The 25237-nt window shown below is 67.2% G+C and carries 29 protein-coding genes, 1 pseudogene and 1 riboswitch; of the genes and pseudogenes, 16 read left to right on the forward strand and 14 right to left on the reverse strand.

What is annotated here, in order from left to right; translation table 11 throughout:
• The first annotated feature begins 8 nt into the window (after positions 1 to 8).
• From RDCOP1_RS00280 to RDCOP1_RS00290, 3 genes are read left to right on the forward strand one after another with little or no spacing between them, the layout of a single operon-like run.
• Positions 9 to 716: an AzlC family ABC transporter permease gene (locus RDCOP1_RS00280; protein WP_072698103.1), complete on the forward strand. Its 708-nt coding sequence runs from the start codon at positions 9 to 11 to the stop codon at positions 714 to 716.
• Positions 709 to 1035, forward strand: a complete 327-nt coding sequence (locus RDCOP1_RS00285) for an AzlD domain-containing protein (protein WP_072698104.1) — start codon at positions 709 to 711, stop codon at positions 1033 to 1035. The genes RDCOP1_RS00280 and RDCOP1_RS00285 overlap by 8 nt, the downstream gene beginning before the upstream one ends.
• Before the next feature lie 56 nt (positions 1036 to 1091).
• Entirely contained in the window at positions 1092 to 1343 is a 252-nt protein-coding gene (locus tag RDCOP1_RS00290; RefSeq protein ID WP_255311405.1) for a hypothetical protein, read from the forward strand.
• An 89-nt stretch (positions 1344 to 1432) separates the two neighbouring features.
• Here the strand turns inward: RDCOP1_RS00290 and RDCOP1_RS00295 are convergent, their stop codons facing one another.
• A complete protein-coding gene (locus RDCOP1_RS00295) occupies positions 1433 to 1699 on the reverse strand; it encodes a hypothetical protein (RefSeq protein ID WP_072698105.1) in 267 nt (88 codons plus the stop codon).
• Between the two features lie 275 nt (positions 1700 to 1974).
• Between RDCOP1_RS00295 and RDCOP1_RS00300 the strand changes: the two genes are divergently transcribed.
• Positions 1975 to 2526 carry a recombinase family protein gene (locus RDCOP1_RS00300; protein ID WP_072698774.1) on the forward strand — a complete coding sequence of 184 codons (552 nt, stop codon included), beginning with the start codon at positions 1975 to 1977 and terminating at the stop codon, positions 2524 to 2526.
• A 701-nt stretch (positions 2527 to 3227) separates the two neighbouring features.
• Here the strand turns inward: RDCOP1_RS00300 and RDCOP1_RS21970 are convergent.
• A pseudogene (locus RDCOP1_RS21970) lies at positions 3228 to 3395 on the reverse strand (pentapeptide repeat-containing protein); the annotation flags it as partial.
• Positions 3396 to 3709: 314 nt separating this feature from the next.
• Here RDCOP1_RS21970 and RDCOP1_RS00320 point away from each other — a divergent pair.
• On the forward strand, positions 3710 to 4057 hold the full coding sequence (locus RDCOP1_RS00320) for a hypothetical protein (RefSeq protein WP_143152171.1): 348 nt from the start codon (positions 3710 to 3712) through the stop codon (positions 4055 to 4057).
• 199 nt (positions 4058 to 4256) lie between these two features.
• Here RDCOP1_RS00320 and RDCOP1_RS00325 read toward each other — a convergent pair whose 3' ends face one another.
• The 6 genes from RDCOP1_RS00325 to RDCOP1_RS00345 all read right to left on the reverse strand — a co-directional run bounded on the left by RDCOP1_RS00325 (position 4257) and on the right by RDCOP1_RS00345 (position 6195).
• Positions 4257 to 4517, reverse strand: a complete 261-nt coding sequence (locus tag RDCOP1_RS00325; protein ID WP_072698109.1) for a hypothetical protein — start codon at positions 4515 to 4517, stop codon at positions 4257 to 4259.
• Between the two features lie 413 nt (positions 4518 to 4930).
• Positions 4931 to 5086: a helix-turn-helix domain-containing protein gene (locus RDCOP1_RS21410; protein ID WP_169848790.1), complete on the reverse strand. Its 156-nt coding sequence runs from the start codon at positions 5084 to 5086 to the stop codon at positions 4931 to 4933.
• Positions 5086 to 5382 carry a hypothetical protein gene (locus RDCOP1_RS00330; RefSeq protein ID WP_072698110.1) on the reverse strand — a complete coding sequence of 99 codons (297 nt, stop codon included), beginning with the start codon at positions 5380 to 5382 and terminating at the stop codon, positions 5086 to 5088. Before RDCOP1_RS00330 ends, RDCOP1_RS21410 begins: the two co-directional genes overlap by 1 nt.
• Positions 5383 to 5393: 11 nt before the next feature.
• Positions 5394 to 5651 carry a DNA cytosine methyltransferase gene (locus RDCOP1_RS00335; RefSeq protein ID WP_072698111.1) on the reverse strand — a complete coding sequence of 86 codons (258 nt, stop codon included), beginning with the start codon at positions 5649 to 5651 and terminating at the stop codon, positions 5394 to 5396.
• On the reverse strand, positions 5648 to 5833 hold the full coding sequence (locus tag RDCOP1_RS21415) for a hypothetical protein (RefSeq protein WP_072698112.1): 186 nt from the start codon (positions 5831 to 5833) through the stop codon (positions 5648 to 5650). Before RDCOP1_RS21415 ends, RDCOP1_RS00335 begins: the two co-directional genes overlap by 4 nt.
• A gap of 35 nt (positions 5834 to 5868) precedes the next feature.
• Complete coding sequence (locus RDCOP1_RS00345; RefSeq protein ID WP_143152172.1) at positions 5869 to 6195, reverse strand: hypothetical protein; 327 nt, start codon at positions 6193 to 6195, stop codon at positions 5869 to 5871.
• 246 nt (positions 6196 to 6441) lie between these two features.
• Between RDCOP1_RS00345 and RDCOP1_RS00350 the strand changes: the two genes are divergently transcribed.
• The 11 genes from RDCOP1_RS00350 to gcvP all read left to right on the forward strand — a co-directional run bounded on the left by RDCOP1_RS00350 (position 6442) and on the right by gcvP (position 16269).
• A complete protein-coding gene (locus RDCOP1_RS00350; protein ID WP_072698114.1) occupies positions 6442 to 7059 on the forward strand; it encodes an NUDIX hydrolase in 618 nt (205 codons plus the stop codon).
• 93 nt (positions 7060 to 7152) lie between these two features.
• A complete protein-coding gene (locus RDCOP1_RS00355) occupies positions 7153 to 7764 on the forward strand; it encodes a CDP-alcohol phosphatidyltransferase family protein (RefSeq protein WP_072698115.1) in 612 nt (203 codons plus the stop codon).
• A complete protein-coding gene (locus RDCOP1_RS00360; protein WP_072698116.1) occupies positions 7761 to 8627 on the forward strand; it encodes a DUF881 domain-containing protein in 867 nt (288 codons plus the stop codon). The genes RDCOP1_RS00355 and RDCOP1_RS00360 overlap by 4 nt, the downstream gene beginning before the upstream one ends.
• The gene (locus RDCOP1_RS00365; RefSeq protein ID WP_072698117.1) at positions 8624 to 8983 is read left to right on the forward strand and encodes a small basic family protein; all 360 of its coding nucleotides are present in this window, start codon (positions 8624 to 8626) and stop codon (positions 8981 to 8983) included. Before RDCOP1_RS00360 ends, RDCOP1_RS00365 begins: the two co-directional genes overlap by 4 nt.
• A gap of 3 nt (positions 8984 to 8986) precedes the next feature.
• Positions 8987 to 9805 (forward strand): DUF881 domain-containing protein, encoded by an 819-nt coding sequence (locus tag RDCOP1_RS00370; RefSeq protein WP_084722251.1) that lies wholly within the window; start codon positions 8987 to 8989, stop codon positions 9803 to 9805.
• A gap of 45 nt (positions 9806 to 9850) precedes the next feature.
• Complete coding sequence (gene gcvH, locus RDCOP1_RS00375) at positions 9851 to 10255, forward strand: glycine cleavage system protein GcvH (protein ID WP_072698118.1); 405 nt, start codon at positions 9851 to 9853, stop codon at positions 10253 to 10255.
• A 154-nt stretch (positions 10256 to 10409) separates the two neighbouring features.
• Positions 10410 to 10877, forward strand: coding sequence for a glycogen accumulation regulator GarA (garA, locus tag RDCOP1_RS00380; protein ID WP_072698119.1), 468 nt, complete (start codon positions 10410 to 10412; stop codon positions 10875 to 10877).
• Positions 10877 to 11614, forward strand: coding sequence for a transcriptional regulator FtsR (gene ftsR, locus RDCOP1_RS00385; RefSeq protein ID WP_072698120.1), 738 nt, complete (start codon positions 10877 to 10879; stop codon positions 11612 to 11614). Before garA ends, ftsR begins: the two co-directional genes overlap by 1 nt.
• 114 nt (positions 11615 to 11728) lie before the next feature.
• Positions 11729 to 12202, forward strand: coding sequence for a bifunctional nuclease family protein (locus RDCOP1_RS00390; RefSeq protein WP_072698776.1), 474 nt, complete (start codon positions 11729 to 11731; stop codon positions 12200 to 12202).
• A 251-nt stretch (positions 12203 to 12453) separates the two neighbouring features.
• Positions 12454 to 13077, forward strand: a complete 624-nt coding sequence (locus RDCOP1_RS00395; RefSeq protein WP_072698121.1) for a MerR family transcriptional regulator — start codon at positions 12454 to 12456, stop codon at positions 13075 to 13077.
• A gap of 75 nt (positions 13078 to 13152) precedes the next feature.
• Positions 13153 to 13247: riboswitch (glycine riboswitch) on the forward strand.
• 166 nt (positions 13248 to 13413) lie between these two features.
• Positions 13414 to 16269, forward strand: a complete 2856-nt coding sequence (gene gcvP, locus RDCOP1_RS00400) for an aminomethyl-transferring glycine dehydrogenase (protein ID WP_072698122.1) — start codon at positions 13414 to 13416, stop codon at positions 16267 to 16269.
• Between the two features lie 142 nt (positions 16270 to 16411).
• On the opposite strand, the gene RDCOP1_RS00405 is transcribed toward gcvP, so the two are convergent.
• From RDCOP1_RS00405 to RDCOP1_RS00430, 6 genes are all read right to left on the reverse strand, one after another.
• Entirely contained in the window at positions 16412 to 17575 is a 1164-nt protein-coding gene (locus RDCOP1_RS00405; RefSeq protein WP_072698123.1) for a metallophosphoesterase, read from the reverse strand.
• Between the two features lie 2 nt (positions 17576 to 17577).
• Positions 17578 to 19314 carry a substrate-binding domain-containing protein gene (locus tag RDCOP1_RS00410; RefSeq protein ID WP_231922939.1) on the reverse strand — a complete coding sequence of 579 codons (1737 nt, stop codon included), beginning with the start codon at positions 19312 to 19314 and terminating at the stop codon, positions 17578 to 17580.
• A gap of 188 nt (positions 19315 to 19502) precedes the next feature.
• Entirely contained in the window at positions 19503 to 21686 is a 2184-nt protein-coding gene (locus RDCOP1_RS00415; protein ID WP_072698124.1) for a malate synthase G, read from the reverse strand.
• Positions 21687 to 21761: 75 nt separating this feature from the next.
• Positions 21762 to 22715 (reverse strand): 3-methyladenine DNA glycosylase, encoded by a 954-nt coding sequence (locus tag RDCOP1_RS00420; protein ID WP_072698125.1) that lies wholly within the window; start codon positions 22713 to 22715, stop codon positions 21762 to 21764.
• On the reverse strand, positions 22712 to 23803 hold the full coding sequence (locus RDCOP1_RS00425; protein WP_072698126.1) for a hemolysin family protein: 1092 nt from the start codon (positions 23801 to 23803) through the stop codon (positions 22712 to 22714). The genes RDCOP1_RS00420 and RDCOP1_RS00425 overlap by 4 nt, the downstream gene beginning before the upstream one ends.
• Positions 23800 to 25227 (reverse strand): hemolysin family protein, encoded by a 1428-nt coding sequence (locus RDCOP1_RS00430; RefSeq protein WP_072698127.1) that lies wholly within the window; start codon positions 25225 to 25227, stop codon positions 23800 to 23802. Before RDCOP1_RS00430 ends, RDCOP1_RS00425 begins: the two co-directional genes overlap by 4 nt.
• Positions 25228 to 25237 lie beyond the last annotated feature (10 nt).

The raw sequence follows: 25237 nt of genomic DNA on the forward strand, positions 1-25237 counted from the left end.
GAGTCTGAGTGCCAGAGTCGATCGCCGATTCTCGGCGTCGCCTGCTGTACGAAGCAGCGGTGGTCGCCAGCGCCGTCTTTGTCGTCGGCGTGGCGTACGGCGCGATGTCGGTGAACGCCGGCCTGCCGACCTGGTTTGCTCCCGTGGTCGGATTCTTCGTTCTCGCTGCTTCCTCGGAAATGTTGTTCGTAGGCCTGCTCGCCGGCGGCGCGAATTCATGGATCGCTGCTGCCGCAGCCCTGGCCGTGAATTCTCGTCACCTGCCCTACGGCCTCGCCGCGACCGATGTACTCGGCACCGGCTGGAAGCGGTACGCGCGAATTCATCTAGTGAATGACGAAACCGTAGCGTTCGCCGCCGCCCAGCAGACCCCTGCCGCGCGTCGCCTTGCTTACACCTGGTCCGGGCTCGGTATTCTGATCACTTGGCCCGTAGGCGCCCTGCTCGGATCGGTCATCGGCCGCATGTTCGACGTCGCAATCATCGGTCTCGATGCCATGTTCCCCGCTGTGATACTTGCCTTGATCATGTCGGGGATACGCGATCCTCGTACTCGCTACGGCTGTCTTGCAGCCGCGGTGATCGCGGTCGGTGCCGCCCTCGTCCTTCCCGAAGGCATCGCCCCGGTGCTGGCTGTTCTAGCCCTCCCTCTGATGCGCCCCCGACCCATCGATCCCGCCGTCGACGCGGAGCGAGCCGAGGCCGAGGATGCGTGATCTGTGGGTAATCTGCGCTGCAGCTGCTTTTCTCGCCGCGGGAACGTATGTCCTGCGCTGGGTGGGGCCCGCGCTGCCTGCCAGCTTGACCGAATCACCACGTGCCAAACAACTCATCGATGATTCGGCGATCCTTCTGCTGACAGGTGTCATGGCGACGACCGCACTGTTGCAAGACCAAGGGTTTGCCGGCTGGGCTCGGGTGCTTGGGGTAGGGGCTGCCGGGGTGCTGGCCTGGTTTCGGGCTCCGATGCTGGTGGTGATCATTGCCGCCGCTGTGGTGACTGCGTTGGCGCGCGCGACGTTCGGTCTTATGTAACCGCGGTCGGCGAGCCGACTGAGATGCCGTAGCATCGTGACTCTCAAGATTCCCAGATGAGTCGATATGGTCTGCTCATGCACGAAGTGGAGCACACTCCCGCAGCCGCAGCCGATGCAATGACGAACGATGAATTGGAGACGGCGATCGCGGCGCTGCACGCTCGCGAACAGGCATTCCTCGTTGTGGGTGACGCCGAGACGGCCTCGAACCTCATGCGAACGAAGTTCGTGCTGCTCTCGACTCTGGAGGGACGGCATTCCGGGAGAAGAGCGACCGCGGAGAAAACCGGCCTCACCGCGGCGTGACGACCAAGCTCGCACCGTACCGAAAACCATTGGCGCGCCAGCAGCATCGCCGACCGAAAGGCGACACGTGCCGCATCGGCGTCATTCGGCTACTTGGACTTCTTCGGTGTATTGAATTCGTTGGCCGGCAAGTCATACGTCTTCTGGGCGTAGTCGGTGTCAGCCCACCACGCGTAGTTCCACTCTCGCGTTACGTCGATCGCGGAGGCGTAGGGGAACGCTTCGGTCGCCATCGTGCGTACTGCGGCCTCGATCATGTCGACGCCTCGTTCCAGGTGGCGGTCCTGGATGTTCTTGCCGGTCCCATCCGGAACGACGAACTCGAATGTCAGACGGAGTCGACGGTTGCTGGCCATATATGCCAGCTTTCAGTAAGAAACGTTGCTTTGACTGAGACTGCCAGGTTTGGAATAAAGTATCAAGCTTTCAGGAATGGAGTCCAGATCGACACGCCACACTGCAAGTGACGGAAACGCATCCACGCGCAAGACGCGATGTTCCGTAAACGTTCGTTTATGGAACACGGCCGGACGAATCGGGCGACCAGGCGCGACCTATGTTCCGAAACTCGTGTCCAAAACCAGTGTTTCGAAATAAGCGTTGTCGGTGAGTTATGGAACACTGCGAGCTCGTGAGCGAACTTTTGGGCTACGCCAGGGTCTCGACGACCGACCAAACCCTCGATCTGCAGAGCGACGCCCCGAGCGCCGCCGGGTGTTCGCGGATCTGGACCGAGACCGCCAGCGGTGCCACCACCGCCCGGCCGCAACTCGACGACCTGTTCTCTCACCTCCAGGCCGGCGACACTCTGGTGGTGTGGCGCCTCGACCGCCTCGGGCGCTCCCTGCCCCATCTACTTCAAGTGGTCACCGACCTCGAAGACCGCGGCATCGGCTTCCGGTCGGTGACCGAGTCCATCGACACCACCACCACCGCCGGCGGCAAGCTGATCTTCTCCATCTTCGGCGCGCTCGCCGAGTTCGAACGCAACCTCATCCGTGAACGCACCTCGGCCGGCCTCACCGCTGCCCGCGCCAGGGGCCGGATCGGCGGACGGCCACCGAAGATGACGACCAAGAAGATCAAGCAGGCGAAGCTGATGCGCGACAACGGGATGAGCCAGACCGAGATCGCGGAGATCCTCGGCGTCGGACGCACCACGCTGTATCGACACCTGAAGTGAGCGCAGTAATCGCGGTTCCGCGAACGTTTTAGACCCTCAAGCGCGCTCTCCTGCCATTCCTCACAGTGAAAAAGGGAGTGACGCCACCTGTGTATCTGCTCGGAACGGGTGGCCACTCCGTGGGCAGTAGACCAGCTGGTCGCGGAAGACGAGCAGGGCCCTCCAAACCATCCGCCAACGGCCACTGCCAGTCCACAATGACGTTGTTCCAGGACTGCGGACGTGAAAAATCAACCGACCCGTGGAACTGCGCCTTCCCGAACGAGGTCTGGCCGCCGAAGTATGACTCGCGAACGAAACCGGGCTGTAGAACACCGCCCTCACGAACGAATTCTGTGTGCCGTGGAACTGCGCCCTGTCGAACGCGGCCTCCCCGCCGTGGAACTGCGCCATGTCGAACAAGGTCTGCCGGCTACGGAACTGCGCAGCTCTGAACAGGGCCCTGGCGTGGAACTCCGTCTTGACGAACGAGGTCCGCCCGCCGTGGAACTGCGCCCATCCGAACGTGTCCGCCAGCCGCGGAACTGAGCCTTCGTAAACGTGGTTTGTCCGCTATCGAACTGCGCCGCCAGGAACGAGGTCCGCCCGCCCCGCCCGCCGTCGAACTGCACCCCGTCGAACGAGGTTGTCGCCTCGCTGTGGAACTGCGCCTCCTCGAACGAGGTCGACTTGCTATGGAACTGCGCGTCGTCGAACAAGGTCTACTCGCTGTGGAACTGTGCCTTCTCAAACGAGGTCCGCTCGCTGTGGAACTTCGCTTTTTGAAAAGAAGCCAGTTGGCCGTGGAACCGTGCGCGAATGAACTGCACTCTTCCGCGAAAGACACAGCCGTCGAACTCGGCGTTTTCGAGGTAGGCGCCGGTGAAGTCGAAGTCGGACTCGCTCCAGCTTGTTCGGCGTCGGGTTGGAGGTGCGCTGCGATGATGCGCAGGATGCTCTGCCGGACCTGACTGTCTTCGGTCCGATGCTCGTGGTGTTCCTCAACGACCCGATCCGACGGTGCGTACCGGATGATCGTCTTGGTATGCGTCTGTTCGCGTCCACTGGGCTCGTAGGGCAGACACAGGTAGCTACACAGCAGGTCGATGCAGACCTGCCGTTCTGAGAAATTGCCGAACGCGTGCCAATCGTCTGCCAAGGACGCAATCGCATAGGCGCCGGCGAGACGGATAGCAGAGCTGTCGTGGCTGAGTTGCTCTGCACAGGTTGTGTACCTCTCACGCAGGTTCCGCTCGACGCCGGTGTGATGCTCACGGTCATCGGCGCGGACTTTGTGTTCGTGTTGCCTGGCAGCCGTTTCCTGTTGGGCGGCAGCGGTCCGGCTCGCGGTGTCGAGTGCTCGCTGCCGGTGATAGGCAAGGACTGCTGCGGGAACTCCCACGGCGGCCGCGGCGATCAACCCGATCGTCCGTCCCAAATCAGTCAGATTATCGGCGGTCACCACTTTGACGCCGTCCGGCGTAGCGAGTTCGGCGAGGATCCAGGTCAGGAGACTGACCAGAAGCAACGTACCGACCCCGTAACTGACTAAGCGCCAAGGCGAAACATGCTGCGCCCGTGGCACAGGCACGTTGTCTCCGCGCGGGGGGCAGACGAATTCGGATGCGACACAGCCAGAATCTATACGGATAGCAACACCAAATTCCGAAGGGGCTCGGAGCTGACCGTCCGTGTCGTCGACCGAACAATCGGTGCTGCCGCGCCACCGCTGCGCGGCGGCTTGCCCCATGTCACTGGGCGATTCCGGCCCCCTGATGAGCGTTGGCGCCGGTCTTCACTGCTTCGGCGTCACGTTCGCGTTGGCTGATACGGGCGTGGGACAGGCCGATGATCGCGGCCGTTTCGCGGGTGGACAGGCCTGCACTCTTGCGCAGGGCGGCGATCACTTCGTCGGTGGCAACGTCGATCCGCTCGGTAATCTCCCGGGCCTGGCGGCGAAGGTCGTCGAGGTGGTCGAGTTGGCCGGTGACCTCGACGTCGCCGATCCGCACGAGATGCCGGGGATCGTGACGTTCTCGGAGTCGGTGCCGTCGCGGTCGTGGGCGAGTGTGTGCACGCGGGTGTCGATCGCGGTGAAGTCTTTTTCCCGGAACGTCCACTCGGGCCGGTCGTGCACGGTCACGGTCCATGCCTTGTCGTCCGCGTCGGCGCGGGCGATCGTCAGGCGTTAGTCGGTCATCGAGTGTTCCTCGGGTCAGGCATGGACAGGCGGCGGTGTGCGTATTCGACCCTACGGGTGCGGTTCAGCGCTGCGTCAGCAGTACCAGACCGAGACGTCCGTCGCGGCCCATCGCCTCGGGGTCGCCGAAGTTGGTGGGCATATCCAACAGCACTTCCGTGTGGTCGCCGTGGTGGTGGGTGTAGGTGGTGGTCGCCGATCGCGCGCACTGGCGGGTCTCCTGTCTTAGATAGCAGCGGCGGCGCGGGCGCCGGGGCGTGGGCCTCGGTCGCCGAGGTAGCGGCAGATCGTCGTGTGGGTGACGCCGTTCTCGCGGGCTCGAGCTATCGCGCGGACTTGCTCGTCGGTCAGGGCGCGGGGGCCTCCGGGTCGGCGCGCCATTACCGATCCTCGGTGTCGCGGGCCGCGGCGAGGTACTCGGCGGCGGTGATGCGCAGCTGTTCGGGCGTGACGGTGTGGTAGTCGTCGCGGACGGCGGGGCCGTGTGTACCTCGGTAGTCGACGCGGAGCTCGGCGGCAGGGTAGTACGCGAGCCCGTTGTCGTCGGGTTCAGCGCGCTCGGGTAGTTCGACGACGGCGTACCGGGCGAGGATCGCCTCGGCGAGCTCGGCGGCGCTGAGGGAGTGGTCGCCGTCGACGGCGCGGATGTGGGCGGCGAGAGTTTCGGTGGAGATCATGCGGCTTGTTCCTATCGTGTCGTGAGGGCGAGGATCGGGGCGAGGACCGCTTGCGCGAGGCGGGGCGGTACGACGTCGCCGACTTGTCGGTACTGCGCGGTCCTGCTCCTCTGCCAAGGGTAGGCAGGTGGGAAGGATTGGAGGATCGCGGCCTCGTCGACGGTGACGCGGCGCGAGATCGGTTCGCTGTTGTCGGGCTCGGCGACCCATGCGGCCGTGCCCTTGCCGGTGATTGTGTGCGCGGGCTCGTCGAGCTCGCAGATGGTCACCGTGCAACAGCGGTGATGTGCACGGATCCGTTTGTGGTGGGGATCTGAATCGTCCCGTCGTGCAGGGACCACACTCCGGTGCGGAACTCAGGTCCGGTCCCGGTGAACATCCGGTCGTAGACCTGCTCGGTGATGCGGTGTTGCTGGTCGTACTCGGTGTCGGGGATTCGGGTTTCGGGCATGTCGGTGTTCCTTCCGGTCTGGAAAGTCGTGGGGTCTACAGGCCCGCGGCCTGGAGCGCGGCGAGGCGTTCGGTGGCGGCGCGCTGGCGACGGCCGAGGGTGACCATGTGCTCGAACAGGTCGGATTCGGGCAGGGATTCGGCGGCGTCGGCGATGGCGAGTCCGGCGTCGCGGAAGCTGCGCCGGTAGGCGGCTGCGGCCACGGCGCGGGCGTAGTGGCCGAGGCCGGTGCGATCTGCTCCAGCGGTGGCCGCGGTGACGAGGGCGCGGCTGAGGCGCTGACCGGTGTGGCCGGCGAGACGGCCGTCGCGTTCGAGTCGGGCGGCGACCATCGGGGTCTCGTGCGGGACGCCTTCGGCCACCAAGGCAGCGATCACCTCGAACAGCCCGCGGTAGATCGGGTGTAGAAGTCCTCGCCGCGCAGCACGCCGGTCACCTTGTGTGCATCGGATCGCGGAGCCCACAGCAGCGTGCACACAACAGTTCTTTGCGTGCGTCCACCGATCGCCGACCACGTTGGCGGCGCTGATCTTGCTCTCGTCGGAGTCCCCTCGACATCCCGCCACGCTGTGGCGCGACTCAGCCGACCCACCTACTACTGTCATCGCATGAGCGCCCCACATCCTCTCGATCGCAACCACCTCACCGCGGCACTTGCCGCGTTCGAGTCACGCCGGTTGCCCCTCGAGGGCAGGCGCCATGCCGCCGTGGTCGTCGCCGTCCTCGACGACGGCACCGGGAATCCCGTGATGCCGCTGACCAAACGACCCGCACGACTCCGCGCGCACCCAGGACAGTTCGCGCTCCCGGGCGGGCGTCTCGACGACGGCGAGACCCCCGAGGACGCCGCGCTTCGCGAACTGCACGAAGAACTCGGCCTCGCCCTCGATCCCGACGCGATCATCGGCCGCCTCGACGACTACGTCACCCGATCCGGATATGTCATGTCGCCGTTCGTGGTCTGGTCCGACGCCGCCATGGCCGACCTCGTCCCGAGCCCGGACGAGGTGGACATCCTCTACGCGGTCACCACATCCGAACTCGACGTCGCGCCACGCTTCGTCGCGATCCCCGAGTCCGACAAGCCCGTGATCCAATGGCCCTTCCGCGGACATCTCATCCACGCCCCCACGGCAGCGGTGGTGTACCAGTTCCGGGAAGTGGCACTGCACGGCCGGCACACCCGCATCGAAGGACTCGAGCAGCCCGTCTTCGCCTGGCGCTGACGCCCCGGACGGAGACCCGGGACGAATGTGGAAGGGTATGAGAGACCGACGGTGAAGCCGAGAAAACTGCGAAGAACAAGGGATGGCGCGACGATGACCGATGCGACCACGGGCGCCGGTACGGGCAGCGCAGACCGCATCCTCACCGTTCCCAACGCCCTCAGCTTTCTCAGGCTGCTCGGGGTCCCGTTGTTCCTATATCTGGTGCTCGTCGTCCACGCCGACGCCTGGGCGCTGATCCTGCTCATCGTCAGCAGCCTGACCGACTGGGCGGACGGCAAGCTCGCCCGGTTGCTCGACCAGACCTCACGCCTCGGCGCGATCCTGGACCCGATGGTCGATCGCCTCTACGTCGTGACCACCCTCGTCGCCCTCGTTGCCCGCGACATCATGCCGTGGTGGATCGCCGCCGTCCTCATCGGGCGCGAAGTCGTCCTCGCACCCACCCTCGCCGTCTACCGACGCAGGGGACTGCCCCCGCCGGAAGTGCTCTACCTCGGTAAGGGCGCCACCTTCCTGCTGATGTTCGCGTTACCGCTGCTACTCGCCACGGTGGCCGTACCCGGCTCGGAACCCATCACGGGCCCGCTCGGCTGGGCGGCGCTGATCTGGGGCACCGTGCTCTATGTGTGGACCGCAATTCTGTATCTCGCTCAGGCCGTCACCATCGCGCGGACGGTCCCGGTGACGGGCCGGCCCGGATGAGCCGCAAGTGGGAACGCGTGCGCCGCAACCCGGTGCCGTCGCTGCTCAAATCTCTCCTCGAGGACCATCTCGACCCCGGTTACGCCGCGGCGGCCGCCGACCGGCGCGCCGGACGACGACCGACCTCGCGCGCCACCGCCCGGGTATGGCTCGTCGTCGGGGTCGTGCTCGCCGGTCTCGTACTGGGAACCGCGTACGCCCAGAACAACGCGGGAGAAGCCGGGACCGACCAGGCGCGCGCCGAGATCCTCGCGTCTCTGCGCGCGAGCGACGAGAGGAACGCCGCGCTGGTCGTGCGTCGCGACGAGCTGACCCGGACGATCCAGGACCGTCGCGATGCTCTCTTCGCCGACGACACCGAAGGCGGAACCGTGCTCGATCAACTGCGCGCGGCCGAGGATGCCGCCGCGGCGCTGCCCGTCCGGGGTCCGGGACTGACGGTCACCCTCACCGATCCCGCGGCCCGCCCGAACCTGTCCGACTCGTCCCAGCAGACAGAAGGCCGCCCCACCGCGGCGGTCTTCGACCGGGACCTGCAGGCAGTGGTGAACGCACTGTGGGCGGCGGGTGCCGAGGCGGTGTCGGTCGGCGGTGTCCGGGTGGGTCCGGGCGTGACCGTCCGCCAAGCCGGGGGAGCGATGCTCGTGGACAACCAGCCGGTCTTCTCTCCGTACGCCGTCTCCGCGGTGGGATCTCCGGGCCGGCTGCAAACCTCGTTCGTCGTGAGCGACGCCTACCTGAGGATTGCGGGAATCGCGCAACTCTACGGGGTAGGTTTCACCCTTGCCGACGAGGACGAACTCGAACTCCCGGCCGCGCCGGCGCGAAAAATCGGATCAGCAGGGGAAGTGGGGAATCGGTGAATCGGGTCAATCATGCTCAGGCGCTGTATGCGGCGCTGGCGCTCGCGATCGGGATCGCAGCCGGCATCGTGTTCAGCCCCCAGGTTCCCGATATCGTGCAGCCGTACCTGCCCATCGCGGTGGTTGCCGCCCTCGACACGGTGTTCGGGGGTCTGCGCGCCTATCTCGACGACATCTTCGACGCAAAGGTGTTCGTGGTGTCGTTCGTGTTCAACGTCCTCGTCGCCGCACTCATCGTGTGGCTCGGCGACCAGCTCGGCGTCGGCACGCAGCTCTCCACCGCGGTCATCGTGGTTCTGGGTATCCGGATCTTCGGCAACGCCTCGGCACTGCGCCGCAGATTGTTCGGTGCGTGACCCATGTCCGACGACACACGCGGCGGCGAACACGAACCACGCGGCGGTCCCGAACGGGACGGCCCCGAACCGGACGCTGTCGAACCGGGTCGGGATTCGGACGACCGGGACTCGGCGGGGGCGAAGCCGGGGCTGAAACGGACCGCGCCGGTCTTCGCGGTACTCGCCGCACTCCTCGTCTTCCTGCTCGGCACGGCGATTGCCACACAGGTCAGGAACACCGGTACGGGCGACACCCTCGATTCGGCGCGCCCGGCCGATCTCCTGGTCCTGCTCGACAACCTCAACCGCAGAGAGGCCGCGCTGCGGCAGGAGATCACGGCACTCGAGCGCACACTCTCGAGTCTCGAGCGGGACGGCTCGGACGCCGCACTCGCCGAGGCACGTGAGCGCCTCGACGACCTGTCGATCCAGCTCGGCACTGCTCCGGCGTCCGGCCCCGGAGTCGTTCTCACGGTGAACGATCCGCGTGGCGGCGTCGGTGCCGAGGTCGTGCTCGACATGATCCAGGAACTGCGCGCGGCGGGTGCCGACACGATGCAGATCGCCGGTGCGGGCGGCGAGACCGTACGCATCGGGGTGGATTCGTGGGTGACGGGCTCGCCGGGCGCGATCACGGTCGACGACACGCCGCTCCGTGCGCCCTACACGGTCACCGCCATCGGTGACGGACCGACCCTCGCGGCAGCACTGAACATCCCGGGAGGTGTCGTCGACGCCGTGGCCCGAGCGGGCGGCAGCCTCACCGTCGAACAGTTTCCGCAGGTCGACGTGCCCGCCTTGCGGGAGATCAAGCCGCGCCAATACTCTCAGCCCGGATAGTGAATCCGACGTTCGCCCGGAACGTCGCCCCCGAAAGGATCTACCTTGAGTGAGTTCGAAACGCCCGGCGAGTTGCGCTACACGGCGGAGCACGAATGGGTGCAGAGGACCGGAGCGACAACCGCGCGGATCGGGATCACGGACTACGCACAGTCTCAACTCGGCGACGTCGTTTTCGTGCAGTTGCCCGAGCCGGGTGCCGACGTGACCGGAGGCGACTCCTTCGGTGAGGTCGAATCGACCAAGAGCGTCTCGGATGTGTACGCGCCCTTCAGCGCGAAGGTCACCACAGTCAACACCGACCTGGAGACCAACCCGGAACTGGTCAACAGCGCTCCCTACGGAGCTGGATGGCTGGTCGAGGTGGAGGTGGACACCGAAGGTGACCTCGACGGCGCCCTCGGAAAAACGATGGATGCGGACGGCTACCGCGGCATCACGGAAAGCTGACGGACCCGGCATGTAACGTGGCCGCGACTACCTGCACCAGTGCCCCCGCACAGGGTACGGTCAGATATGGCGTGTGCCGTGTCGATTTGATCGGGGCGAACGACTCAACGATCGCCCGGGAGTTCCCGGGCGATCGAACGGATAAGGAGAAACGGTGAGCGAGAACGGCAACGCGGGCTACGAGGAGACTCCTGCGGAGACGACTTCGGTGTTTCGCGCCGACTTCCTGAACGAAGTGGAAAGCGCCGGGGCCGGAACGCCTACGACCGACGCGCCCGTCTCAGGTGTCGAAGGGCTCCCTGCCGGATCAGCGCTGCTCGTCGTCAAGCGTGGACCCAATGCGGGTTCGCGCTTTCTGCTGGACCAGCCGACGACGTCGGCGGGGCGGCATCCCGACAGCGACATCTTCCTCGACGATGTGACCGTCAGCCGCCGGCACGCCGAGTTCCGTCAGGACGAGGGCGACTTCCAGGTGGTCGACGTCGGAAGCCTCAACGGCACCTACGTGAACCGGGAACCGGTCGACTCCGCGGTACTCGCCAACGGCGACGAGGTCCAGATCGGCAAGTTCCGGTTGGTGTTCCTGACCGGTCCTCGCGGTTCGCAGGGCGCGAGTAGCTGATGACCGCAGCCCACCAGTCGGCGCCGGCCGGCATGTCGATCGGGTCCGTACTCGATCGACTGCGGCCCGAGTTCCCGGACGTCACGATCTCGAAGATCAGATTCCTCGAGGCCGAGGGGCTGATCAGCCCGGAGCGCACTCCGTCGGGCTATCGCCGGTTCTCCATCGCGGACTGCGAACGGCTGCGCTATGTGCTCACCGCACAACGGGATCAGTACCTTCCGTTGAAGGTGATCAAGGAACAGCTCGAGGCGATCGACCGCGGCGCTGCCACGGTGGGATCGGTCGAGACCCGGCCCAAGCGGCCCCGGCCGCTGGCAGTTGCCCGCGGTGAGGTCTCACCGGAGGATCTGCGCACCGACCGGGAGATCCGCGTCAGCCGCGACGACCTGTGCGAGCGGGCCGGTGTGGATGTCGCGTTCCTGACCGAACTGGTGGGGGCGGGCCTGGTCACGCCGGGTCCCGCCGGATTTTTCGACGACGACGCGGTGCTGCTCGCGCGCACCGCGAAGGCAATGGCCGAGTTCGGCCTCGAGGTACGGCATCTGCGCGCGTTCAAGCTCGCTGCCGACCGCGAGGCCGGACTCGTCGCCCAGATCGCCGGTCCTGTCGCGAAGGGGCGCGATGCCGGTGCACGGCAGAGAGCGGAAGAGATGGTGCGCGAACTCGCCGCGCTGTCGTTGACGCTCCACACCTGCCTGGTGAAGGCTGCCGTCCAGGGCGCCCTCGACCGCTGATCGCTCCGAGATGCGCCGACCGGCACCTGACGGATGTTCGGGAGCGCACTAGAATTCAGGCAATATCGATTCGGGTGGTACGCCACTGACGAGCAGCGGGACGGAGGCGCCGCGATGAGCGAGATGCGAGTGGTGGGGATCCGAGTAGAGCAACCCCAGAACCAGCCCGTCCTACTGCTCCGCGAGGTCGACGGGGAGCGGTACCTGCCCATCTGGATCGGTCAGAACGAGGCGACCGCGATCGCGCTCGAGCAGCAAGGTGTGGAACCCGCCCGCCCCCTCACGCACGATCTGATCAAGAATCTCCTGGACGCATTCGGCCACGCACTCCTGGAAGTCCGCATCGTCGACCTCCAGGAAGGCACCTTCTTTGCCGATCTTGTTTTCGACGGCGACATGCGCGTGTCGTGCCGTCCGTCCGATGCCGTCGCTGTAGCCTTGCGCATCGGTGCGCCGGTCTTCGTCGACGAAGCTGTGCTCACCGAAGCAGGACTGGTCATGCCGGACGAGCGTGAAGACGAGGTCGAGAAGTTCAAGGAATTCCTCGACAACATCTCTCCGGACGACTTCAAGGCGACGGACGGCTGAGCGGTCGTTCGTCGACCGGCGACGGACGCGTTGCAGCCTCGAGCAGCAGCACAGTCCGGCGCGAGTAGTGTCGAACGTTGCCTTTCCGGTGGGCGTGTTGCTGCCCCGCGCCCCACGCCGGAGCGTACGCTGGGTAAATCCGAATACGGATTACTTGGTGAGCCTGAGAGCGCTCGACGATTGGATGTGGTGGGGGATCCGCCAGTCGGTCGTTGCGAGGTACAACAGGGCGCGCGAGAGGAAGTCACACAGTGCGAGATCGGCCGCAGGGACAGCATTTCAACGTTGACGCCGGCGACCGCGCGAGTTCGTCACCCACACCGCACGACGACGAGATCCAGCCCGGGCTGTTCCCCGACGATTCGGTGCCCGACGAACTTGTCGGCTACCGGGTGCCCATCGCGTGCCAGATCGCGGGAATCAGCTACCGCCAACTCGATTACTGGGCGCGCACCAATCTTGTGGTCCCCTCGATCCGAGGCGCCGCGGGATCGGGAAGCCAGCGGCTCTATTCGTTCAAGGACATCCTGGTTCTCAAGATCGTCAAGCGACTGCTCGACACCGGCGTGTCCCTCCAGAACATCCGGGTCGCCGTCGACCATCTGCGCAGCCGCGGCGTTCGCGATCTCGCCAAGATCACGTTGTTCTCCGACGGCACCACCGTCTACGAATGCACCTCGCCCGAGGAGGTCGTCGATCTTCTCCAAGGTGGACAGGGTGTCTTCGGGATCGCGGTCAGCGGCGCGATGCGTGAACTCACCGGAAGCATCGCCGACTTCCCCGCCGAACGCGCCGACGGCGGAGACGTCGAAGAGCGCCCGGAAGACGAACTGGCGTCCCGGCGCCGCAGCCGCATCAACCGTCGCATCGGCTAGACGAAGATCACGGCCGGGGGTCGTGCCGCGGCGTCGCTGTCGGAGCACCGGCGTGTTCTAGACTTGGTCTCGCGTCGCCGTCGTGCGGGAGAGTTCCGGACCTGATCCGGGCGCCGAAGGAGCAGCACCTCCCCGTCAATCTCTCAGGCATACAGGACCGTGCGAGCTACGACGTCTCTGGAAAGCGGTGGGAGCACCCACCCGCCCACGGGGAAACGCCCATCGCAGGGCCGAATCTCTCAGGCGCTCGCACCGCGAGCTCACGACAGAGGGGGAGGAAACACTCCGCGCGACCACGCGCGGTAGTGGGCCTCTCCGATCAGCCTGGGAGCTGCGATGTCAGTAGATGTCACCTCGAACTTCGCCGACCGCCACATCGGTCCCGATCCCGCGGGCCTGAACCGCTTGCTCGAGGTGATCGGAGTCGGATCGCTCGACGAACTCGCCACGAAAGCAGTCCCCGCGACCATCCTCGACGGGCGTGACGGCGGCGTGTCGGACGGGCTGGACGTGCTCGACGCCCCCAAGTCCGAACACGAGGTCCTCGCCGAACTGACGGCGCTCGCGCGGAAGAACACCGTGGCCACCTCGATGATCGGCCAGGGATACTACGACACCCTCACGCCGCCCGTTCTGCTCCGCAACATCATCGAGAATCCCGCCTGGTACACCGCGTACACGCCGTATCAGCCCGAAATCAGCCAGGGACGTCTCGAAGCCCTGCTGAACTTCCAGACCATGGTCGCGGACCTCACCGGCATGGAGGTCGCCAACTCGTCGATGCTCGACGAAGCCACTGCCGCAGCCGAGGCGATGACGCTCCTGCGCCGCGCGAACCGCAAGTCGAAGAGCCCCCGGATCGCCGTCGACGCCGATCTCTTCCCCCAGACCGCCGCCGTCCTGGCGACCCGCGCGGAACCCCTCGGCATCGAGATCGTCACCGCGAACCTCGTGGACGACGGTCTTCCCGAGGGCGACTTCTTCGGGGTCGTCCTGCAGATCCCCGGAGCATCGGGGCGTGTCTACGACGCAGCCCCACTCATCGACGCCGCCCACGAGCGCGGCGCACTCGTCGCGGTCGGGGCCGACCTGCTGGCGCTGACCTTGATCACGCCACCGGGTGAGCAGGGCGCGGACGCATGTTTCGGCACCACCCAGCGTTTCGGTGTCCCGATGGGGTTCGGTGGCCCGCACGCGGGTTACCTGGCCGTCAATGCCGGGAACACCCGCACCCTCCCGGGCCGGCTCGTCGGGTTGTCGGTGGACGCGGACGGCGACCCCGCCTACCGACTCGCGCTGCAGACCCGCGAACAGCACATCCGCCGGGAGAAGGCGACCAGCAACATCTGCACCGCGCAGGTGCTGCTGGCCGTGCTGGCAGCGATGTACGCGTCGTACCACGGTGCGGAGGGGCTGACCGCGATCGCGCGCCGCGTCGCCGGTTACGCCGGCCACCTCGCGTCGGGGCTGCGCGCGGGCGGTGTGGAGGTCGTCCACGACACCTTCTTCGACACCGTCCTCGCCCGGGTTCCCGGTCGCGCCGACGAGGTGGTCGCCGCAGCGGCGGCCGCCGGTATCAACCTGTACCGGGTCGACGCCGACCACGTCTCGGTGTCGTGCGACGAGGCGACTACTGCGGCACACATCACCGCCGTGCTGGACGCATTCGGAGTCTCCGGCGAGCCGTCGGCAACCGAGGGGAGTGCGCTGGCGGCGGCACCGGCGCGCACCAGCGACTTCCTTCGGCACGAGGCCTTCACCCGGTACCGCACCGAGACCGCGATGATGCGCTACCTGCGCAGGTTGTCCGACAAGGACCTGGCGCTCGACCGCACCATGATTCCGTTGGGTTCGTGCACCATGAAGCTGAACGCGGCCGCCGAGATGGAAGCGATCACCTGGCCCGAGTTCGCCGGCCTGCACCCGTTCGCGCCGACGGAGCAGACGACCGGGATCCGTGAACTCGTCGCGGACCTGGAGGGCTGGCTGGCAGCGGTCACCGGATACGACGCGGTGAGTCTGCAGCCGAACGCCGGCAGCCAGGGTGAGTACGCGGGTCTGCTCGCGATCCGTCAGTACCACCTGGACCGGGGCGACATCCAGCGCGACACCTGCCTGATTCCGTCCAGCGCCCACGGCACGAATGCCGCGTCGGCGGTCATGGCCGGGATGCGGGTCGAGGTCGTGGCGTGCCGGTCGAACGGCGACGTCGACCTCGACGACCTGCGCGCCAAGATCGCCGATCACGCGGAGCGTCTCGCCGCGATCATGATCACGTACCCGTCGACCCACGGGGTGTACGAGGAGGACATCGCCGAAATCTGCGGCGCGGTCCACGACGCCGGCGGCCAGGTGTACATCGACGGCGCGAACCTCAATGCGCTGGTCGGGCTCGCCCGGCCCGGCAAGTTCGGTGGCGACGTCAGCCATCTCAACCTGCACAAGACGTTCTGCATCCCGCACGGCGGGGGAGGCCCGGGTGTGGGACCGATCGGTGTGCGTGCCCATCTGGCGCCGTATCTTCCGGGACACCCGGCCGAGCCGGGTCTGGGCGGTGGCGGACCGGTGTCGGCGGCTCCCTTCGGGTCCGCGTCGATCCTGCCGATCACCTGGACCTACATCAAGCTGATGGGCGCGGAGGGTCTGCGTCGGGCATCTTTGACAGCGATCGCCTCGGCGAACTACATCGCGCGTCGCCTCGACGAGTACTTCCCGGTTCTGTACACGGGTGAGAACGGCATGGTGGCGCACGAGTGCATTCTCGATCTGCGGGGGATCACCAAAGCCACCGGTGTGACGGTCGACGACGTCGCCAAGCGACTGGCGGACTACGGGTTCCACGCGCCGACCATGAGTTTCCCGGTCGCGGGCACCTTGATGGTCGAGCCCACCGAGAGCGAGGACATCGCCGAACTCGACGCGTTCATCGATGCGATGATCTCGATCCGCCAGGAGATCGATCGGGTCGGGGCAGGGGAGTGGCCCGCCGAGGACAACCCGTTGCGAGGAGCGCCGCACACCGCGGAATGCCTGGTAGGAGAGTGGAATCACCCGTATTCCCGTGCGACCGCGGTGTTCCCGATGGGGAAGGCCCGCGCGAAGGTGTGGCCCGCGGTACGTCGCATCGACGGTGCGCACGGTGATCGGAATCTGGTCTGCTCGTGCCCGCCGTTGGAGGCGTACAGCAGCTGAGCAGTCGGGCCGGTGGGATGGTACCCACCGGCCCGCACTCGTCGGTGAATATTCTGGAAGGGACGGAAAAGCGGGTTAAACCGAATAACCCTCTTTCGCCACAAATCTCGCCCTACCTAGAAGGCAGGGCGAGATTCTGTCGTCAGGCGTCCGAGGTCAGCTGCAGCAGGGTGATCTCCGGGGGAGTGCCCACCCGGACCGGCGGCCCCCACGCTCCGGTGCCCTGCGAGGTGTAGACGAGGGTGTCTCCGAACCGGTCGAGTCCGGTCACCGTGGGATTGGCGAGGGAGACGAAGGGGCGGAGCGGCCACATCTGACCGCCGTGCGTGTGCCCCGAAAGTTGCAGATCGACCCCGTGGTCGCGCGCTTCCAGAACGTGTTTGGGCTGGTGTGCTGCGAGCAGCACGACGGTCTCCGGATCGATCCCGGCGACGGCGGCGGCCATGTCTGGAGTGTGCGGTTCCGGCGCCGTGTAGTCGTGGACTCCGGCGAGTGCGATCGTGTCACCGCCGCGGGTGAGTACGACGTGTTCGTTGCGCAGGGTGCGCACGCCGAGGGTCTCCCAGTGATCGAGCCACGACATCGCGTCGTCCGCGTAGTACTCGTGGTTCCCGCTGACACCGAACACGCCGAGGGGCGCACGCAGATCACGCAGGGGTTCGAGGTCGCGGCCGGCCAGTGCCACGGTGCCGTCGACCAGATCGCCACCGAGAACGACCAGATCGGGCTGCTGCGCATTGACCAGGTCGACGACGCGACGCACGAAGTCCACCCCTCGCGCAGGCCCGACATGCAGGTCGGTCACCAGTGCGACGCGCGTTCCCTCGAATCCCGCGGGTAGCCGTCTGAGCGGGACCCGCACGTCGACCACGCGGGGACGCGCCGCCTCGACGGTGCCGTACGCGACCGCGCCCACGGCCGCAACGACGAGTGTCGCGGTGGCGACCCGCAGGACTCGGCGCTTGGACGGGTCGGCCGGTTCGTCGGAGCCCGTGACAGAGCGCCTGCGCATCCACCGGACGAGCCGCGCGCCGAGGGCGAAGAGACCGATCAGCAGGATGCCGAGCCCGAGGTACAGGACGACGGCCAGCCAGGTCCAGCCGAGGAATCCGATGGGCCGGGCCCAAGACGGATCGAGGGTCGTGCCCACCGAACTCGCGGCGACGGCGAGAAGTGCGAGGGTGACGAGAGCCGCGTCGGCGGCCCATGCGGCGCGACCGGTCAGGCCCGGGGCCCGGACGAGCCGGCGATGCAGCCAGTAGGTGAGGAGGGCGAAGAAGATCGCCATGACAAGCAGTCTGAGCACGGTCAGGACGCCAGCTTCCGGATGATGTCGACGAGGGCGTCGCCCTGCGTGGAGGGGACGGTCTGGAGGGTGCCACCGGTGCGATCGGCGACGGTCTGCAACGTGGTGACGTCGGTGGCGGCGTCGCCCAGGACGACGAGGTCGATCCGGACGGGTTTACCGGGGGTGGAGAGTTCGTCGATGGTCGCCAGCAACTGCGCCACATCGGTGTCGTCGCTGTCGATCACCGCGAGGACGGAGTTCGGCCGATTGGGGTCGTACTTGTCGACCGCGTCGCGGTAGGCGGCGGTGAGGGTCGCGCCCACCGGTTCGTCGTCGGTGAGGGTGACGGTGTCGAGGGCACTGCCCAGCGCTGCTCGCTTCGCGGCGGTCAGCCCGTCGCGTTCCACGGCGATCCGGTATCCCGGCGCGGTGTCGGAGAACACGTACATGCCGAGCACCGACGTGTCGGGGGAGCGCCGGACGAGCTGGTCGAGAGCCTCGGCGGTGTGGGTGAGCCGTGTGCCGTCGCCGTCCGGCGTGGACATCGACTGCGACGTGTCGACGACCATCGTGATCTTGCTGGGGGGTACCGGCTCGAGGCGGGTGCGGAGCAGTGCCTCGGTCACCGGGCGGGGAGCGGGGACGAGGGTCGAGTCGACCCGGGGGAGACGGATGTCGCCGACCGGTGCGGGTACCTCGGCGCCGACCCGGAAGCCGTTCTCGACGAGTACTTGCATCTGTTCCGGTTTGCGCACGTAGTCGACGAACTCGGCGGCCGCCCGCGCGAGCGTCTCGTCGACCCACGGCGCATCCACGATCGCAGCGGGGTAATCGGTGACCGGGGCGGCACCGAACGGCAGGTAACCCGACAAGCCGCTGAGCTCCCCGTCGTCGAGCGCGGCGTACAGCTGTTGTTCGACGACGGGCACCGCGTGCACCGGCGCCGCGATGTCGGGCTGGGCGCCGAGCGCGGTGAGGGTGTCGGTGGTGGTCGGTCCGGCGGTCGGTCCGAGCGCGTTGGCGCCGAGCGCGAGTTCGGTGACCGCAGTGACGGAGGCGGGTGAATCGGCCTGTTCGACGGTGAGTGGCCCGGCACCGGAACCGGTGACCGCGGTGGCCACGGCCTCGAGGGTGAGGGTCGTCGCGTCGGTGTGTTCGCCGGTGGGCAGCGCGAGCCCCAGCCGGCCCCAGGCCTCGAGGCCGACTGCGCGCATGGCGGCGGGGTCGCGTTGGAGGCCAGGTAAGTCGTCCCATCCCACCGCCGAGCTCGTCAGAGCGCGGCCGAGGTCGTCGGGTACCGCGAGGACGACGGGGGAGGTGGCCAGGGAGCGTGCTTGTCCGGCGACGGCTGTCGCCGCGCTTTCGGTGGCGCGGGAGTCGAGGGGCACCCACAATGCGGGTTCGGGCCCGAGCGCGGTGTTCCACTCGCCGGAGCCGAGCGCTGCGGCGGCCGGAGCGGAGTCGGTGGGTTCGACCTTCACGCTGAGGCAGTGGTCTCGGATGACGGGTGCGACGTCGCTGGTCCACCGGTCGGCGAGTGTGGTCAGGCTCGGTGCGATGCGCGGGTCGGCGGCGATGTTCAGTACGGCGTCGCCTTCGACGCATGTGGCCGCGGCGTCGGCGCCTTGCCGGTCTATTCGGTCGCGGAGGCGGAACCAGCCGAAGACGGCGACGACGACCAGGACGATTGCCACGACCATCACGATCAAGCTTCTGCTGATGCCGCGCGCGCCGCCGCCGCGATGTCTGCCGCTCACGTCTGGGTCCGCCTCGTTTTCGTCATGGATCCGGTCTTTTCGGACCTTCTACACCAGTGTAGTGTCGGCCGATTCGGCGTCGTACGCGCCGCGGCCTGTACGGGGCAGGGCCCCGGTCCGGGTCGGATCGGGGCCCTGCGTGCACGTAGTGCGCCGGAGTCGGTGCTCCGGCGAACGTCGGCGTTCGATCAGGCGAACTTGGCCTTGTACTCCCGGCGGCGGCGATGCAGGATCGGCTCGGTGTAGCCGCTGGGCTGCGTGGTGCCTTCGAGGATGAGTTCCTTGGCGGCCTGGAACGCGATGTTGCTGTCGAAGTCCGGGCCCATCGGCCGGTAGGTTGCGTCGCCCTCGTTCTGGCGGTCGACGACCGGGGCCATGCGCTCGAGGGAGGCGATGACGTCGGCTTCGGTGACGACACCGTGGCGGATCCAGTTGGCGAGCAGCTGGCTGGAGATGCGCAGGGTGGCGCGGTCCTCCATCAGTGCCACGTCGTGGATGTCGGGGACCTTGGAGCATCCGACTCCGTGGTCGATCCAGCGCACCACGTATCCGAGGATCGACTGGCAGTTGTTGTCGAGTTCCTCGCGCTTCTCGGCGTCGGACCAGTTCGGGTTCTCGGCGAGCGGGATGGTGAGGATGTCGTCGAGGGTGGCCCGGGTCTTGCCCTCGAGCTCGTCCTGGACCGCGAAGACGTCGACCTCGTGGTAGTGGGTGGCGTGCAGGGTGGCCCCGGTGGGTGAGGGCACCCACGCGGTGTTGGCGCCGGCCTTGGGCTGGCCGATCTTCTGCACGAGCATGTCGTGCATGAGGTCGGTCATGGCCCACATGCCCTTGCCGATCTGTGCTTTGCCCTGCAGGCCGGCAGCGAGACCGGTGTCGACGTTCCAGTCCTCGTACGCGGCGATCCACTTCTGCTGCTTCATCGCGGCCTTGCGGACGACGGGGCCTGCCTCCATGGAGGTGTGGATCTCGTCGCCGGTGCGGTCGAGGAAGCCGGTGTTGATGAAGGCGACACGCTCGGATGCGGCCTGGATGCAGGCGGCGAGGTTGACCGTGGTGCGGCGCTCCTCGTCCATGATGCCGACCTTGAGCGTGTTGGTGGGCAGCCCGAGGAGGTCTTCGACGCGGCCGAACAGTTTGGTGGTGAAGGCGGACTCTTCGGGGCCGTGCTGCTTGGGCTTGACGATGTAGATCGAGCCGGTGCGGCTGTTGAGCAGCGGGCCGTGCTCGTCGTCTCCGTGGAGGCCGTGGGTGGCGCACAGGCTGGTGACGAGTGCGTCGAGGATGCCTTCGGGCACTTCGTTGCCGTCGCGGTCGAGGATCGCGGGGTTGGTCATGAGGTGACCGACGTTGCGGACGAACAGCAGGGAACGGCCGTGCAGTTCGAGGTCGCTGCCGTCGAGCGCGGTGTAGACGCGGTTGGGGTTCAGCGTGCGGGTGAGGGTCTTGCCGCCCTTCTCGAACGCTTCGGACAGGTCGCCGCGGTTGAGGCCGAGCCAGTTGCGGTAGCCGATGACCTTGTCTTCGGCGTCGACGGCGGCGACGGAGTCCTCGAAGTCCATGATGGTGGTGACGGCGGACTCGAGGACGACGTCCTTGACGCCGGCGGCGTCGGTGCTGCCGATCGGCGACTCGGGGTCGATCTGGATCTCGATGTGGAGGCCGTTGTTGCGCAGCAGCACGGAGGTGGGGGCAGCCTTGTCGCCGAGGTAGCCGACGAGCTTCTCGGGCTGTGCGAGTTCGGTGACGGTTCCGTCGGCGAGGGTGACCTTCAGGGCGTCGCCGTCGATGACGTAGGCGGTGGAGCCGGTGTGGGATCCGGTGGCGAGGGGGACGGCCTTGTCGAGGAAGTCGCGGGCCCAGGCGATGACCTTGTCGCCGCGCACCTTGTTGTATCCGGTGCCCTTCTCGGCGCCGTCGTCCTCGGGGATGGCGTCGGTGCCGTACAGCGCGTCGTACAGCGAACCCCACCGGGCGTTGGAGGCGTTGAGGGCGAAGCGGGCGTTGAGCACGGGGACGACGAGCTGCGGTCCGGCCGTGGTGGCGATCTCGCTGTCGATGTTCGCCGTGGTGATCTGGAAGGGCTCGGGGGCGGGGACGAGGTACCCGATCTCCTCGAGGAACGCCTTGTACGCGGCGGCGTCGTGGGGCTGTCCGGCGCGGTCGCGGTGCCAGCTGTCGATGCGGCTCTGGAGCTCGTCACGCTTGGCGAGGAGTTCGCGGTTCTTGGGCGCCAGGTCGTGGACGATCTTGTCTGCGCCGTCCCAGAACGCGGCTGCATCTATCCCCGTGCCCGGGATCGCTTCGTCGTTCACGAAGTCGTAGAGCACCTTGGCGATGTGGAGTCCACCGATTTGCACGCGTTCTGTCATTAGCCTCACTCTTTCCGGTTGCGGTGCGTCCGCGGCGGCAGCGCCGGGATGCTTGCACGAAAAACTCCAGTCATGTTACCCGCCGGTAGCAAATGGGGTGTCGGGTCGACACGCGCGCAGGGCGGTGCATCGATTCAGCAGTTCCTCTCGGAGAGCCGCGGCGCGGGTGGTGAGCGCCGACTGCTCGCGGACGTACTGTGCGCGTCCGGCGGCAGTCTCGATGGCGACGGGCGTGTAGCCGTAGTCGCTCAGATCATACGGGCTGGCCCGCATGTCCAGTTCACGCGCCGCCGAGGCCAGCCGGAAGCACTCGAGCAGCAGGTCGGAATCGACGAGCGGGGAGAGCTTGAAGCACCACTTGTAGAGGTCCATCCCGGCGTGGAGACAACCGGGTTGTTCCCGGGCGAACCGGCTGTCCGGGGTGAGGGAAGAGGCGTTGCGGGGCGCCGCGTCGGGAGTGAAGAACCGGAACGCGTCGTAATGAGTGCATCGCAACTGCATTGATTCCACCAGCTGATCCGTGCCCTCGTGACCGAGCCGCAACGGCACCGAATGCCGCACGCCCTCGTCGCCGGTGCGGTACACCATCGCCCATTCGTGCAGGCCGAAGCACCCCAGTTGCGCCGGGCGGGACGCGGTGGCCGCGAGCAGACCGTGGACGAAGCCGACGGTGCCGGAGCGCTGCGCGAGGACCGCATCGGTCACCCGCACCGCCGGCTCACCGTCCATCACGATGCGTTCGTACCCGGGATGGTCGCGGTAGTCGCGGGTGGCGGCGCCGAGCAGGACCGTCCCGTACCCGGGATGCCAGAACCGCAATTTGCCGGGCCGGTAGTTGTAGTAGGTGAACAGGAAGTCGTGCACCGGATGAGACTCGTTCGCCGCGCGCCGTCGCAGATGATCGGCGAGCAGGTCGTCCACCGCGGCGTGGTGCCGGTCGCGGCGGGCCGTCCACTCCGCCTCCGTGAGAATCGAGGCGGGCGCCTCCGTGAGAATCGGGGCGGGCGCCTCCGAGGGGACACAGCTCATGGGGTGCGGCGCTCCGGAGACGGGTCCGCGACGCGATGGGTGGCGTCGCGGACGGTGCCGACGAACTCTTCGACGAGATCTTCGAGAGCCACGATCCCGATCACCGTGCCCGCGGCGTCGACGACCCTCCCGAGGTGGGAACTGGTACGGCGGAGCACCGACAGTGCTTCGTCGAGTGCGACACGCGGCCGGATCGACGGCAGCGGCCGGATGGTGGTGGCGGTGATGACGGCGTCCGGACCGGCGTTCGGATCCCCGACGAGATCGAGCACGTCCTTGATGTGGACGTAGCCGTTGATCTTGCCGCTCGGGGTCCGCGCGGGATAGCGGGAGAACCCGGTGGCACTGACCGCCTGCTCGATCTCGCCGAGCGTAGTGGTGCCGTTCGCTGTGACCGGCACGGTGCGTACGGCGGCGAGCGGGATCATCACGTCGGCGACGGTGCGGTTGCTCGTGCTCAGGGCGCGGGTGAGGCGGCGGTGCTGTTCCTCGTCGAGCAGGCCCTCGGAGCGGGACTCGCCGATCATCTCGGACAGTTCGAGTGCGGTGACGGTGACTTCGAGTTCGTCCTTGGGTTCGACGCGCATCAGCCGCAGCGCGCCGTTGGCGCACAGGTTGTAGAAGGCGATGAGCAACCGGGCGGGTCGCATGAACATCAGGTGGACGGGGACGAGCAGCATGGCCGTGCGTTCCGGTCCGGCGATGGCGATGTTCTTGGGCACCATCTCGCCGAGCAGGATGTGCAGAACCACCACCAGGCTCAGCGCGAGGGTGAAGGAGATGGGGTGCAACCAGCCGTCGGGGATCCCGACGAGGTGCAGGGGCGCTTCGATCAGGTGCGCGATCGCCGGTTCGCCGATGCGGCCGAGCAGGATCGAGCAGATGGTGATGCCGAGCTGGGACCCGGCGAGCATCAACGACAGGTGTTCGCCCGCGTCGACGACGGTCTGGGCTCGTCTCTTGCCTTGTGCGACGAGCGTTTCGAGCCGGTCTCGTCGGGCGCTGATGAGGGAGAACTCCGCGCCGACGAAAAAAGCGTTGCCGGCGAGCAGGGCCACGGTGAGGATCACGGCGAACCAGTCGTTCATCGTGTCTCTCCGTCCGGTGTCGCCCGGTCGTGGTCCGCGGTCTCGGTGTTGCCGCTGTCCCCGCCGGTGTCGTCCGGGTCGTGTTCGGCGTCCTCGTCCAATTCGCCGGGCACCAGAAGGACCCGGTCGATGCGATGGCCGTCCATGTCGAGGATCCGCGCGTACCAGGGCCGGTGCTCTTCCCCGGGGCGGGCAGGCAGGACGATCTCGTCGCCGACGTCCGGGATCCGGCCCAGTTCGGTGAGGAACAGTCCGGCCAACGTTTCGTAGTCCCCCTCGGGTGCCTGATAGCCGGTCAGCCGGGCGAGTTCGTCGGTACGGAGCAGACCCGCGCACGACCAGCCGTCGCCGTACAGATGCGCGTCGAGTTCCGGCTCGTCGTGTTCGTCCCGGACGTCGCCGACGATTTCTTCGATGAGGTCCTCCATGGTGATCAGCCCGGCGGTGCCGCCGTATTCGTCGACGACCAGCGCGACCTGCATACCGTCGGAGCGGACCCGCTCCATCACCGCGTCGCCGTCGAGCGTGGACGGGACGACGGGAACCTTGCGGGCAAGGGTGCGCACCGCGGTGGTGGGGCGCGCCGCCGCCGGGACGGTGAAGGCGTGTTTGACGTGAACGACTCCGACGGTGTCGTCGAGGTCGCCGTCGACCACCGGGAACCGGGAGTATCCGGTGCGATCGGACAGCTCGATCAGGTCCAGGACGGTGGCGTCGAGGTCGAGCGACTCGATGGTCACACGCGGAGTCATCAGATCCTCGGCGGTGCGCTCACCGAACTCCAACGACCGGTCGACGAGTTGGGCGGTGCTCTCGTCGAGCGCGCCGCTGACCGCGGAGGCGCGGACGAGCGAACCCAGTTCCTGCGGGGAACGCGCCGAGCGCAGTTCGTCGGCGGGTTCGATGCCCAGGCGCCGCACGATGCGGTTCGCGCTGCCGTTGAGCCCGTTGATCGCCCATTTGAAGACGAGGGAGAACCCGGCTTGCAGGCCGGCGGTGGCGCGGGCGGTGGCCAGGGGGCGGGCGATCGCGAGGTTCTTGGGGACGAGTTCGCCGAAGATCATCGAGAACGAGGTGGCGATGATCAGCGCGAGGATCAGCGAGACGGTCCCGGCGGCCGAGTCGTTCAGCCCGATCGCTTCCATGAGCGGATTCAGGAACCGGGCGAGGACGGGTTCGGCGAGGTACCCGGTGATCAAGGTGGTGATTGTGATCCCGAGTTGTGCGCCGGAGAGCTGGAACGACAGGGTGCGGTGTGCGTGCTGCACCTGGCGGGCGCGCAGGTCGCCGCCTCGGGCTTCGGCGTCGACGGTGCTGCGTTCGAGCGCGGTGAGGGAGAATTCGGCCGCGACGAACAGGGCGGTCCCGGCGGTCAAGGCAACGAAGCCGACCAGGCTGAGGACGGACAGGATCACGGATGTCACATCCGCTCCC

The sequence above is a fragment of the Rhodococcus coprophilus NBRC 100603 genome (assembly GCF_001895045.1).
In the GTDB taxonomy this organism is placed as follows: domain Bacteria; phylum Actinomycetota; class Actinomycetes; order Mycobacteriales; family Mycobacteriaceae; genus Rhodococcus; species Rhodococcus coprophilus.